The sequence below is a fragment of the Comamonas piscis genome (assembly GCF_014109725.1).
Lineage (GTDB): Bacteria > Pseudomonadota > Gammaproteobacteria > Burkholderiales > Burkholderiaceae_C > Comamonas > Comamonas piscis.
The window spans coordinates 4,085,256-4,096,878 of the sequence record NZ_CP058554.1; the positions used below are offsets into that span (position 1 = coordinate 4,085,256).

11 protein-coding genes are annotated in these 11,623 nt (G+C 64.8%); 4 read left to right on the forward strand and 7 right to left on the reverse strand.

Translation table 11 applies throughout. The annotated features are described in order from the left end of the window. The first annotated feature begins 28 nt into the window (after positions 1–28). The gene (locus HS961_RS18385) at positions 29–1,273 is read left to right on the forward strand and encodes an MFS transporter (protein WP_202883126.1); all 1,245 of its coding nucleotides are present in this window, start codon (positions 29–31) and stop codon (positions 1,271–1,273) included. A gap of 26 nt (positions 1,274–1,299) precedes the next feature. Then, complete coding sequence (locus HS961_RS18390; RefSeq protein WP_182324468.1) at positions 1,300–2,169, forward strand: NAD(P)-dependent oxidoreductase; 870 nt, start codon at positions 1,300–1,302, stop codon at positions 2,167–2,169. A 148-nt stretch (positions 2,170–2,317) separates the two neighbouring features. On the opposite strand, the gene HS961_RS18395 is transcribed toward HS961_RS18390, so the two are convergent. Beyond that, complete coding sequence (locus HS961_RS18395) at positions 2,318–2,941, reverse strand: HAD family hydrolase (protein WP_182324470.1); 624 nt, start codon at positions 2,939–2,941, stop codon at positions 2,318–2,320. A 386-nt stretch (positions 2,942–3,327) separates the two neighbouring features. Between HS961_RS18395 and HS961_RS18400 the strand changes: the two genes are divergently transcribed. Both HS961_RS18400 and HS961_RS18405 read left to right on the forward strand, forming a co-directional pair. Further along, positions 3,328–3,795 (forward strand): cupin domain-containing protein, encoded by a 468-nt coding sequence (locus tag HS961_RS18400; protein WP_182324472.1) that lies wholly within the window; start codon positions 3,328–3,330, stop codon positions 3,793–3,795. Continuing rightward, the gene (locus HS961_RS18405; RefSeq protein WP_182324474.1) at positions 3,773–4,579 is read left to right on the forward strand and encodes a carboxymuconolactone decarboxylase family protein; all 807 of its coding nucleotides are present in this window, start codon (positions 3,773–3,775) and stop codon (positions 4,577–4,579) included. The genes HS961_RS18400 and HS961_RS18405 overlap by 23 nt, the downstream gene beginning before the upstream one ends. 20 nt (positions 4,580–4,599) lie before the next feature. On the opposite strand, the gene HS961_RS18410 is transcribed toward HS961_RS18405, so the two are convergent. The 6 genes from HS961_RS18410 to HS961_RS18435 all read right to left on the reverse strand — a co-directional run bounded on the left by HS961_RS18410 (position 4,600) and on the right by HS961_RS18435 (position 11,612). Further along, a complete protein-coding gene (locus HS961_RS18410; protein WP_182324476.1) occupies positions 4,600–6,000 on the reverse strand; it encodes an efflux transporter outer membrane subunit in 1,401 nt (466 codons plus the stop codon). 2 nt (positions 6,001–6,002) lie between these two features. Beyond that, positions 6,003–8,003, reverse strand: coding sequence for an ABC transporter permease (locus tag HS961_RS18415; RefSeq protein ID WP_182328331.1), 2,001 nt, complete (start codon positions 8,001–8,003; stop codon positions 6,003–6,005). Next, the gene (locus tag HS961_RS18420; protein ID WP_182324479.1) at positions 7,997–9,175 is read right to left on the reverse strand and encodes an efflux RND transporter periplasmic adaptor subunit; all 1,179 of its coding nucleotides are present in this window, start codon (positions 9,173–9,175) and stop codon (positions 7,997–7,999) included. Before HS961_RS18420 ends, HS961_RS18415 begins: the two co-directional genes overlap by 7 nt. A 97-nt stretch (positions 9,176–9,272) precedes the next feature. Then, a complete protein-coding gene (locus tag HS961_RS18425; protein WP_182324481.1) occupies positions 9,273–9,620 on the reverse strand; it encodes a DUF3325 domain-containing protein in 348 nt (115 codons plus the stop codon). Next, positions 9,617–11,317: a PepSY-associated TM helix domain-containing protein gene (locus HS961_RS18430; protein ID WP_182324483.1), complete on the reverse strand. Its 1,701-nt coding sequence runs from the start codon at positions 11,315–11,317 to the stop codon at positions 9,617–9,619. Before HS961_RS18430 ends, HS961_RS18425 begins: the two co-directional genes overlap by 4 nt. 1 nt (position 11,318) lies before the next feature. Beyond that, positions 11,319–11,612: a DUF3649 domain-containing protein gene (locus HS961_RS18435; protein ID WP_238347653.1), complete on the reverse strand. Its 294-nt coding sequence runs from the start codon at positions 11,610–11,612 to the stop codon at positions 11,319–11,321. Positions 11,613–11,623 lie beyond the last annotated feature (11 nt).

Sequence of the window (11,623 nt, forward strand, 5' to 3'; positions counted from 1 at the left end):
CAGTTAATCGTTTCAACGGAGATCATTCATGCACTCACACACCACTGAATCCAGTACCGACCCATCGGCCCATCAAGACAGATCTCCTCATCAAAGCAGCGGCATTTCCAAGGCGAGGGCTGCCGCTGCAGTGCTCGCTTTGAGCCTGGGTTGCTTTACCTTTGTAAGCACCGAACTGATGCCTGTCGGCGTATTGCCGATGATGGCGGAAGGACTGCATGTATCTCTTGGCGCTGCAGGCTATCTCATCACCATCTTTGCCTTCATGGTCGCGCTCACGGCCGCTCCGCTCACCAGCCTGTTGGGCGGTCTCAACCGGAAAGTGCTGATGGCAGGGTTGTTGGCCGTGTGCTGCATCGGTAACTTGGTCACGTTCCTCGCACCAGGCTACTTTGTCGTCTTTCTGGGGCGCATTCTCGTCGCAGCCGCCATTGGCGTTTTCTGGTCGACGGCAGTCGTGACCGCAGTGCATATGGTGTCGTCTCGCAATGCCGTGAGGGCCACCTCGATCGTATTCGGAGGTGTCTCGCTCGCTGCCGTTCTGGGTATTCCCGCAGGCACCATGCTGGGAGATATGTACAGCTGGCGCGCCGTTTTCGCCGCACTCTCGGTGCTGAGCCTATTGGTGTTCACCATCGTTGCCTGGTCAGTTCCTGCCGTTCGTATCTCTAAAACAGCCAAGCGTGGCGCAATGTCTTCGGTACTCAAAAGCGGCCCACTGCTTGCCGTGTTCGGTATTACGGCGCTGGTGGTAACTGGCAACTTCCTGGCCTACACCTATGTCACACCTTATCTGGAGCAGATTGCGGGTCAGAGCCCCGCACATATCAGTATGCTGCTGCTCGTCTATGGTGTGGCAGGCGTGGTCACCAACTTTTCCATAGGCCCTTTCGCATCCAGCGCTCCGCGCACTAGCCTTGGCCTGGTTACGGCGCTCTTCACACTGAGCTTGGCATGTACCAACTCAGCCTCGGGCAGTACCACGGCCATTTTCATTGCACTGGCAGCTTGGGGTGCCGCATACGGAGCATTGCCGGTACTGCTGCAAACCTTGGTGTTCAAGGAAGCATCACGCATTCCCGGAGCGGCCGATGCAGCAACCGCCATCAATGTGTCCGTCTTCAACGCAGCCATTGGTCTCGGCTCGTTACTGGGCGGCATGCTGATTAACCTGGCAGGGCCTCACCCTATTCCCTATCTGTCGGCCTGCTTTGGTTTGGCCGGATTGATCGCCATTGTTGTGAGCCGCGAAGGCAAGGCACGTCATCGTTGAGTTCAGTCATCGTCAGTTAGAAAAAAATGAGTCATATAACCGTTTTGGGCTTGGGCGCAATGGGATCGCGAATGTCTGCCCAATTGCTTGCAGCCGGGCATGCGCTAACCGTTTGGAATCGGTCCCCCCACGCCGTGCAAGCACTGATAGACGCGGGGGCTCGCCATGCCGCCTCACCAGCAGAGGCAGCCAGTGGCGCAGAGGTGGTGATTGCCATGCTGCGTGACGATGAGGCATCGCGGCAGGTTTGGCTCGATGCAAACACCGGCGCACTTGCAGGCATGGTGCCGACGGCCATCGCTATCGATAGCTCCACCCTCACGCCTGGGTGGGTCCGAGAACTTGGCCGCCGTATGCAAGAGCGTGGCATCTCCTTTTTGGAGGCACCCGTCTCAGGCTCACGTGCGCAGGCAGATGCAGGCCAACTGACTTACCTGGTTGGCGGTGATGCACCGACGCTTGCCCGCTGCCTGCCCATTCTTCAGACGCTGGGATCCGGTGTAGAACATGTGGGTGCACTTGGCCATGGAGCCCTTGCAAAACTGGCCACCAATGCCATGCTCGGCATTCAGGTGACCGGTCTGGCAGAAGCCATTGCCATGCTGGAGCGCCAGCAAGCCAATACGTCTGAAGTCCTGAACGCCATGGCAAAGACCTCCGTCTGGGCTCCTGTATTTACCTATCTCTCCAGCACGATGGTGCAGCGGCAGTTTGAACCTCAGTTCCCTGTGGAACTGATGGAAAAGGATTTTGGCTACACCTTGCGGGAAGCTGGCTCAAACGCCAATGCACCGACACTCGCGGCTGCCCACGCGGTCTTCCAACGGGCCCGTGCACAAGGTCTGGGTTTAGAAAACATGACCAGCGTCGTGCAACTGTTTCGCGCAGAAAAATGATGGGAGTCGTAGCGAGACGCGTATCCAGTCGCTTGGGCCGAGGAGCCCGCTGAGGGTATCGGCGGGCCTTCTTAGTTTTGGCTAGAGCGTTGTCTCAGGCCGCGGTGCCACCAATAGCGGTCACCAAGAAGTGCGGCCTGACAGACGCTTAAGCAATCGCCAGCCCAACCTCTCTGAGTCGCGCACGCAGATCATCAACGCCGACAAAATGGATGGCATTCATTCCCGCACGCCTGGCCGCTTCCACATTCCGCAGGCTGTCATCAATGAAGAGGGTAGATGTGGGGATCAAGCCGAATCGTTGGATGGTGAGTTCAAAAATATCGGCTTGAGGCTTTACCAGCCGCTCGTGACCGGAGACAACAATACCCTCGAACCAGTTGAGAAAGTCAAACCGCGCTTGTGCGATGGGAAAGGTTTCGGTGGACCAGTTGGTCAGTGCCAGCAAGCGCAGATGGCCTTGGCCTAGCTCCCTCAATAGGTCCACCACCTCGTCGTTTGCACCAGGCATCATTTCCTCCCAGCGATCGTAGAAGGCACGGATGTTCGCCTCCTGGGACGGATGCCTTTCAATGGCCTCTGCAATGCCTTCACGCCATGGCCGGCCCTGGTCCTGACGCTCGTTCCAATCAGGGCTGCACACCTCTGCCAAGAAGGCTTCCATAGCTGCGACGTCGGGACCAAAAATCTTTCGGTACAAGTGCCTCGGGTCCCATTGGATCAGCACATTGCCGAGGTCAAAAATGACGGTATCTATCTGCAGTCCGTTCATGGAATCGCTCAAAGTAGTAGAACCGCTGCACCTTACACCAAACGATGGTTCTTGTTGCCGCTTGCGTGGGGCTTGGTAACTGCTGCTCAACGCATTGCGACTCAACAGATGACTGCGCTCGAGCGCAATCCCTTTCCGTAGAACCCGCAGGCTCACCACCCCAGCCCCCCATTCATGAGCCTCACTCATGGCAGCATGCGGCGCAGGGGGCTCGATCAAAAGCACTTCGCTCTTTAGCATTCAAACCATAGACAACCCGGCCGCGCGAGCGGCCCATCTTTGGAGTTTGATATGCCCATCTACCGCCATACCGCCCACGCCACGCACATCGCTGCGGCCACCCGCTCCGCTGCCCACAACATGCGCCGCACCGAACAGGAGTCCGTATGAGCAAGCGATTGATAGCAGCCGGCGCCTCCATGCTGATCAGCACTGGCATCGCCCAAGCCCAGGGCATCCACATCAGCCCCGCCGGCACACCGGCCACGATGATCGGCGCGGCGGAGAACTTCAGCGGCCATGTCGCGGTAGACATCAAGGCGGCGGGCGACAGCGCGCAGCAAGGCAGTGTGGGCATGGTGGACTTTGCACCGGGGGCCCGCACCGCCTGGCACACCCACCCTGTCGGGCAACTGCTGGTGGTGACGGATGGCAAGGGCTGGATACAGCAAGACGGCCAGACCCGGCAGAACATCCAGGCCGGCGATGTCGTCTGGATCGACGCCGATGTGCGCCACTGGCATGGGGCCGCCGCAACTACCGGCATGCGCCATATGGCGGTGACCTATCTCAAGAACGGCAAGAACGCCGACTGGAAGGAGCTCGTCAGCGATGCGCAATACAACCCCCGCTAAATATATGCAGCAGCTGGTGTGCGCGGCTGGCCTGGTGCTGATGGCCGGCGAATCATCGGCACAGAACACGGCAACTAGCCCGGCTGCCAACAGCGCACAGGCCTGCACGCCCCACGGTAAAACCCAAGCACCCTCACAGGTGCTGAGCGCCCAGCAGCAGGCCATCTTGCCGATTGCAGCGTTTGCGGCAGCAGGTGATATGGCGCGTCTCACGCCCAGCCTGCAGGCCGGGTTGGAGGCGGGCCTGAGCGTCAGCGATATCCGCGAAGTGCTGGTGCAGCTCTATGCCTATGCCGGCTTTCCGCGCAGCCTCAATGCGCTGAACGCCTTCATGCAGCTGCTGCAGCAGCGAGAAAAAAGCGGCATCGTCGATGCACCCGGCTGCGTCCCCAGCAAGCCCATTGTCCAAGGCGATGCGCTGCGCGCTGCTGGCCGTGCCAACCAGACCCAGCTGGTTGGCGCCCCGGTGCAGGGGCCTTTGTTTGACTTTGCGCCTGCCATTGGCGAGTACCTGCAGTCGCACCTGTTTGGCGCCATCTTTGAGCGCGACAACCTCGACTGGCACAGCCGCGAGCTGGCCACGGTCGGCATGCTGTCGGCGCTACCAGGGGCCGAATCGCAGCTGCAATCGCATATGCGCATGAGCCTGAATGTGGGGCTGAGCGCCGCGCAGCTGAAGCAGGCCGTGCAGGTGCTGGATGCGCGGGTGGACAAGACCAGCAGCGAGCGTGCCAGCTCGGCGCTGGCCAAGACCCTGGCAGCGTCAACCACTCCCGAGCGCTAACCCGCTAACGCCCAGGCGCGCTACTCCCCCTGCGCCTGCGCGCCCTGCCCCCAGCCACCGCCCAGCGCCTTGTACAAGGCCACGCTGGCGCGCAGGCGCTCTTGCTGCAGCTGTACCGCCAAGTCTTGGGCTTGGTACAGCGAGCGCTGGGTATCGAGCAGCACCAGCTGCGTCTCAGCGCCGGCGCGGTAGCGGGCCTCCGCCAAGGCCAGTGCCCTGCGGGCCTGGCGCAGTTCTTCTTGCTGCGCCAGCGCCTGCTGCTGCACACCGGCAACGGCATTCAAGGCGGTCTGCACATCGCTGAAGGCCTGGACGATGCTCTGGCGGTAGGCCAGCAGCAGCTCCTCGCGCTGGGCCATCACCAGGTCGCGGTTGGCGGCCAGGCGGCCCGCATCAAAAATGGGGGCGGCCAAGCCTGCGGCCAGCGAGTACAGCGGGTTGTCCAGCACGCGGTGCAACTGCCGGCCTTGTGCGCCCAGCTCGGCCGTCAAGGTCAGGCGGGGCAGCATGGCGGCACGTGCGGCCTCCAGGTCGGCATCAGCCGCCTGCAAGCGGGCCTCGGCGCGGGCAATATCGGGCCGGCGGGTGACCAGCGCAATGGGCTCGCCCTGGTCGATGCGGGGCACCTGCAAGGCCAGCACACTGCTTTGGCTGACGGCAGGGCCTTGCGCCTGGCCCAGCAGCAAGGCCAGGCTGCGCTGGGCATCGGCCTGCTGCTGGTCCAGGGCCGCCAGCGCCCGGCGCTGTGCCGCCACCAGGCCGCGTTGCTGCGCCAGCTCCAGCGATGTGGCCGCGCCAAAACTGGCCTTGGATTCGACCAGCGCCAGCAGGCGCTCAGCGGTTTGCAGATTGCGCTGGGCAATATCGCCGCGCTCACGCAGGCCCACGTTCAGCAGCCAGGCATCTGCGACTGCGGCGGTGACCGACAGGCGCACCGTGTCATGGTCAAAACTGCTGGCGCGCAGCGCAGCGCCCGCCGCATCGCGCTGCGACTGCAGACGCCCCCAGAGATCCAACTCATAACTGGCGGCCAGGCCGACGGACAAATTACGCCCCGTCGTCTCGGCATGGCCGCCCAGCCGCCCTTGGTGCCCGGCCTGGGCCGTGGCATTGACCGTAGGCAATAGCTCGGCCCCGGCATAGCGGGCGCTGGCCTGTGCCTGCTGCACCCGCGCCATCGCGGCGGCCACATCCAGGCTGTGCTGCTGGGCATCGGCCACCAGCGCATCCAGCTCCGTGCTGCCAAAGCTGCGCCACCAGCCCTGGCTGACGGCATCGCCTTGGGCCGCGTCACTGCGCTGCCATTGGGCCGGTACATCCAGCGCTTGCAGTGGCGACTGCTGCACCTGCGGCGGCGCCGATACACAGCCGGCCAGCGCCAGGGCCGCTGCCAGCGCGCTGGCGATTGGGAAGATCTGCATACTCACTCTCCTGCCAGGGCCCGTACTGGGTCCAGGCGCGCGGCCGTCTTGGCCGGCATATAACCAAACACCAGACCGGTGACCACCGCGCAGGCAAAGGCACCGGCCATGGCCCGGATGGAAAACACCACCGGCACACCGGCCAGCACCAGCACGGCGCCTACCAGCGCACCCACCACCAGGCCGACGGTGCCACCGGACAGGGTCACCAGGCTAGCCTCGGTCAAAAACTGGCGCAGGATATCGCTCTGCCGCGCACCCACTGCCATGCGGATGCCGATCTCCCGCGTGCGCTCGCGCACCGTCATCAACATCACATTCATCACTCCAATGCCGCCGACCACCAGCGACACCGCCGCAATCAGCCCCAGCATCACCGCCATGCTCTGGCGCGTGGCCGCCTCGGCCTGGATGCGTGCGGCGGCATTGCCAATACCAAAGTCCTCGCGGCCGCCATGGCGTGCCAGCAGCACGCGGTGCATGGCCGCCTCGGCCTCGTTGACCACCTCGGAAGACATGGCCTCGACCACCACATAGTCCGGCTGGGTCTGCGCCTGGTAGACGCGCGCCCGGCCCGACTGGTAGGGGATGAAGACCATGTCGTCATAGTTCTGCGCGCCCGAATCCGCACCGCGCTCGCTCATCACACCAATCACCTCGAAGGCCGAGGTGCCGATGATCAGCTGCCGCCCCAGCGGGTTGGGCGTATCGGGGAAGAAGTGCTGGTGCGCCTTGTGGCCCAGCACCACCAGGGGCGCCAGATCGCGGTCCTCGGTATCCGTGTAGTAGCGGCCCAGCTTGGGCTTCCAATGGTGGACCAGCGGCATCTCCTCGCTGGCGGCAAACACATAGATCTGCTTGTCGGCACTGCCATAGCGCACGGTGATCGGGTCGCCAATCACCGGCATCACACGCCGTATCTCAGGCAGCTCGCGCAAGGCGTCCAGGTCTTCCTCTGTTATTTGGCCTGCCGGCCCGCCGGTCGCTGGCGGCTTGCTGCCCATGTAGAGAATCGCCGTGCCCATGGTGCCCATCTGCTCAACCACCTTGCGCCGCGCGCCTTCGCCAATGGCCAGCATCACGATCACCGAGACCACGCCAATCACAATGCCCAGCAAGGTCAAGCTGGTGCGCACCCGGTTAAGGCGCATGCCCCGCCAGGCTGAGCGTGCGGCCTCCAGCAGCTCGGCCACCAGCGGCGCGGCGGAGGCACTGCCACCCATGGGCACAGGCGCCAGCTGCATGCGCGTGCCATCGTTTGCCGCAGGGGTTGCCGTCGTTGCGGGCTGGCTCGCGGTGTCGCCCACAATGCGGCCATCACTGATCTCGATGACCCGCTCGGCCTGCGCCGCCACATCGCGGTCGTGGGTGATCAGGATGATGGTGTGGCCGGCAGCGGCCAGCTCGCGCAGCAGTGCCATCACCTCGGCACCGCTGTGCGAGTCGAGCGCGCCGGTGGGTTCGTCGGCCAGGATGATGTGGCCGCCATTCATCAGCGCACGCGCAATCGACACGCGCTGCTGCTGCCCGCCCGAGAGCTGGTTGGGCCGGTTGCCCAGGCGCTCGCCCAGGCCCAGACGCTGCAGCAACGCATGGGCGCGTTGCACCCGCTCCTCCTTCGGCAGGCCGGAGTAGATGGCCGGCATCTCCACGTTCTCGGAGGCGCTTTCGCTGGCAATCAGGTGGTAGCCCTGGAAGACAAAGCCAAAGGCCTCGCGCCGCAACCAGGCCAGCGCGTCCGAGTCGAACTGCGCCACATCCTGGCCCTGGAAGTGGTAGCTGCCGTCGCTGGGCCGGTCCAGGCAGCCCAGGATGTTCATCAAGGTGGACTTGCCCGAGCCCGAGCTGCCCACCACAGCCACAAATTCACCCGCGTAAATATCCAGGTCAATGCCATGCAGCACGGTCACCAGCGGCTGGCCGCTGGCGGGGTCGCCATAGTGTTTGCGAATGCCCCGCAGTGCGATCAGTGGCTGGTTTGCGTCAACCGGGCCGCTCACCATTGCAGCCACCTGGGGCCACGCTCCAGCGCGGTCTCGCCGATGACGACCTTCTCCCCTTCAGCCAGGCCTTCCAGCACTTCCACCTGGTGGCGGCTGCGTATGCCTACCTTTACGCTGCGGGTCTGGGGTTGGCCGTTGGCATCCAGCACCCGGGCCACATGGGCGCCTTCGCGGGCCTTGTCTTCCTCCACCGCCGTCAGCGCCACCGCCAGCGCCTGGCTGGCACTGGCGCTGACAAACACCACCTGCGCCGTCATCTGCGGCATCAGCTCAGCGTCGTCATTGCCCACGTCAAACAGCACGGTATAGGCCACGGCCTTGGTGGCGGGTGCCGGCGTTTGCGCATTGCCGGCAGGCTGGGCCTGGCTGGCGGCGGGCGCGGGCAACACCTGGCGCACCTGGCCCTTCCAGCGCCGGGGCTTGGTCTGGCCGGCGCCCCCCAAGGTGGTGAAGTAGACCGGCATGCCCTCCTTGACTCGGCGCACATCGGCTTCGGACACCTCGGTCCAGACCGTCATCGCCGACAGATCGGCAATGCGCAGGATATTGGGCGTCTGGTAGGTCGCGTTCAGGGTCTGGCCCTCGCGTGCATCAACCGACACCACCGTGCCCGCCATTGGCGCATAGATGCGGGTGTAGCCCAGGCGTGCCTCGTCGGCCTTCAGCGATGCCTGGGTCTGGCTGATCTGGGCCTTCAAGTGGTCCATGCGCGCCACGGCCATGGCCAGGTTGGCCTGGGCGGTCTGCAGGTCTTCCTCGCGTGTTGCCTCGTGCGCGCTTAGCTGCTGCTGGCGTTGCAGCTGCTGGCCCGCCAGCCGGTGCTGGGCCTGCTGCTCGGCCAGCTGGGCGCGCAGCCCCGCCAACGATGCGCGGCCGGCATCTACCGTGGCGCGCTGCACGCTGGGGTCAATCTCCACCAGCAGATCGCCCTTGGCCACCTCGGCACCGGGTTCCACCTTCAGTTTCTGGATCTGGCCTGACACCTGCGCCCCCACATCCACATAGCTGCGCGGCTGCAAGGTGCCAATCGCCGTCACCGTGGCCTCGATATCCTGGCGCGCCACCGGCTCGCTCTGGTAAGCCATAGCCGGGCGGCCCGACCACCACAACACCACCCCGGCCACCACCGCCGCAACGGCGACCACGGTCACTCCCACACGCGACGCCTTCATAAGATATTCCCCTCGGCCACGCCCACCCACTGCTGCTGCTGCACACCCGTCATTGCTTCCCCCACCATAGCTCCCTCACTTATTCATCAGCAGACCGTCAGGCCCACCACCACAAACCCAACAAAGCCAGCGGCGCCAGCGCAGCCGCTGCACGCGCCGCCCAGCGCGGCGCAGCCGCAATCCACAACACTGCTACTAGTGCCCCTGCAGATATCCAACCCAGCCAAGCCACCACGCCCACGGTGGCGCCCCAGCCGCCCACACTGGGCAGCAGGGCTGCTGCCAGCAGCAAGCTGCCCAGCAGGCGCAGCAAGCGGCTGCGCCGCAGCGGTATGTCTCGTTCGCCCGTCAACTGCTCATGGTGGCGGTCCATCGCAAAGGCCAGGGCCGTCATGCCGGCAAAGGCCAGCGCCAATGCGTGTCCGGATGCTTGCCAACTGTTCATGCGCCCACCTGTAGCTTGTTAGCGGTGGAAGATGCTGCCTTGCCCGTCACCAGCGCGCGGCGGCGCCACAGCACACGGCAGGCCCAGACGGCGGCCAGGCCAAAGGCCCAGGCGCCCAGCTCCACGCCAGCGCTTTCCCAATCGCCGCGCAGCAGTTGCGCGGGCCAGTGGTCGCCGACGGTCACGGCATTCAGCACCGGCAGCAGCAGGCACAGGGCAGCCAGCAGCGCCATCTGCTCCAGCCAGGCCTTGGCGGGGGCGCGCAGCAGGCCATGCAGCAGCGCGGCCAGCCACAGGCCAAAAAAGACGCCCAGCTCCCACTGCACGCGGTTCGCCATGCCCAGCGGCAGCAGGCGGTTGGCCCAGAAGTAGCCAATGCAGGCGACGCCCAGGCCGGCAATGGCCGCCACATTCAGCCCCTCGATCAAGCGGTAGACGGTGGCAGTAGCGCTGCCAAACTCGCCCATGTGCTTGCTGCGGCGCTTGACGACAAACAGAATGGCGCCCGTGGCCATCATGGCGGTGCCCGCCAGGCCGCAGAGAAAGTAGACCCACTTCATCGGCCAGCCGCCAAACTTGACCATGTGCAGCCCGCCCATCACCGACTGGGCGAGCGATGCGCCACCGCCTTCGGCCTTGCCGGGCATGCGCAGCTGCAGCAGCTCGCCGCTGGCGGCCGAGAACATGGCCATGCCGGTATTGGGGCTCAGGCGCTTGTCGGCATCGGCATCGCTGTTCCAGCCGTAAATGCCGACGCGGGCCGCTGCATCGCCCGGGTGGTCCACCACCACCGCACGCACCGGCTGGCCCATCAGCGCCTGGCCACGTGCGGCAAAGCTCTCCAGATCGGGCACGGCCATGGCTTGGCCGGACAGCGGCGGCTTGCCGGGCTCACCCAGCTCGGCGGCATAGGTCTGGATGGCATTGGGCGCCGTTCCGTACTGGCTCCAGATACCGGCGGGCATAAAGCTCATCGCCGATATCGCAATGCCGGTGTAGGCAATCATCAGCTGGAACGGCAGGGTCAAAACCGCCACGGCATTGTGCGCATCCAGCCAGCTGCGCTGGCCCTTGCGGGCGCGGAAGGTGAAAAAGTCCTGAAAGATCCGCTTGTGGGTAATCACGCCGCTGATCAGCGCCACCAGCATGGCCATGCCGGCAACACCCACGACCCACAGCCCCGCCTGGCCGGCATGCAGCTCGTAGTGGAAATCGACAAAATGGTGACCGCCTTCGGTGGCACGCGCTGCGCCGTGGTTGCCGTCCGCCATCGGCTCGCCGGTGGCAGTGTCCAGGTCGGCATCGGCGTACTCGCGCTGTTTGTCAAACCAGTACACCTTCAGCTCGCCGCCGCCTTGCGCATCGGTGGGCCAGATCTCCCACATCTCGGCGCCCTGGTGGTACTTCTCCATAAAAGCCGCCCCCCAGGCCAGGCGCTGGCCCCGGCTGGCTACCTGGCCTGCCGCCTGCGCAGCGGCTTGCGCCGCCTCCTGCGCGGCTTCTTCGGCATGGTGCTCGGGCGTCATCCAGTGGGTGATCGCCTCCTGGAACACCGCCAAGGTGCCCGTCAAAAACACCGCATACAGCAGCCAGGAGAACCACAACCCGCACCAGGTATGCAGCCAGGCCTGCGCTTGGCGAAACCCGCCCCGCCCTGCGCCGCTGCCCGGCCGCTTGTCGATCACAGTCTTACCCATGTCAGCGCCCCAACACCAAAGCGCCCGCTGCCAGCAGCGAGGTGGGCAGTGCAATCCCCAGCCAGACCTTGCCCGGCGAGACCGGCGAGAACGCCCACACTGCCGCCAGCGCATGCAGCGCAAAGCTCCACTGCATGCCGGCCAACACGGCCTCGGCCCGGGCAGCCGGCAGCACGGCCGCCAGGAAGACGGCCAAGGCGCTGGCCAACGCATAGCCGCCAACAACGGCGGCCAGCAATCGGCTCAAGACGGACAGGCCCGGGTGGGCGCTGGGGGCGTTAGGAATGGAGTTCATGGATAGGGACA

Coding starts and splice junctions, on each gene's coding strand:
- HS961_RS18385 (WP_202883126.1), top strand. CDS start 29: ATGCACTCACACACCACTGAATCCAGTACCGACCCATCGGCCCATCAA.
- HS961_RS18390 (WP_182324468.1), top strand. CDS start 1,300: ATGAGTCATATAACCGTTTTGGGCTTGGGCGCAATGGGATCGCGAATG.
- HS961_RS18395 (WP_182324470.1), bottom strand. CDS start 2,941: ATGAACGGACTGCAGATAGATACCGTCATTTTTGACCTCGGCAATGTG.
- HS961_RS18400 (WP_182324472.1), top strand. CDS start 3,328: ATGAGCAAGCGATTGATAGCAGCCGGCGCCTCCATGCTGATCAGCACT.
- HS961_RS18405 (WP_182324474.1), top strand. CDS start 3,773: ATGCGCAATACAACCCCCGCTAAATATATGCAGCAGCTGGTGTGCGCG.
- HS961_RS18410 (WP_182324476.1), bottom strand. CDS start 6,000: ATGCAGATCTTCCCAATCGCCAGCGCGCTGGCAGCGGCCCTGGCGCTG.
- HS961_RS18415 (WP_182328331.1), bottom strand. CDS start 8,003: ATGGTGAGCGGCCCGGTTGACGCAAACCAGCCACTGATCGCACTGCGG.
- HS961_RS18420 (WP_182324479.1), bottom strand. CDS start 9,175: ATGAAGGCGTCGCGTGTGGGAGTGACCGTGGTCGCCGTTGCGGCGGTG.
- HS961_RS18425 (WP_182324481.1), bottom strand. CDS start 9,620: ATGAACAGTTGGCAAGCATCCGGACACGCATTGGCGCTGGCCTTTGCC.
- HS961_RS18430 (WP_182324483.1), bottom strand. CDS start 11,317: ATGGGTAAGACTGTGATCGACAAGCGGCCGGGCAGCGGCGCAGGGCGG.
- HS961_RS18435 (WP_238347653.1), bottom strand. CDS start 11,612: ATGAACTCCATTCCTAACGCCCCCAGCGCCCACCCGGGCCTGTCCGTC.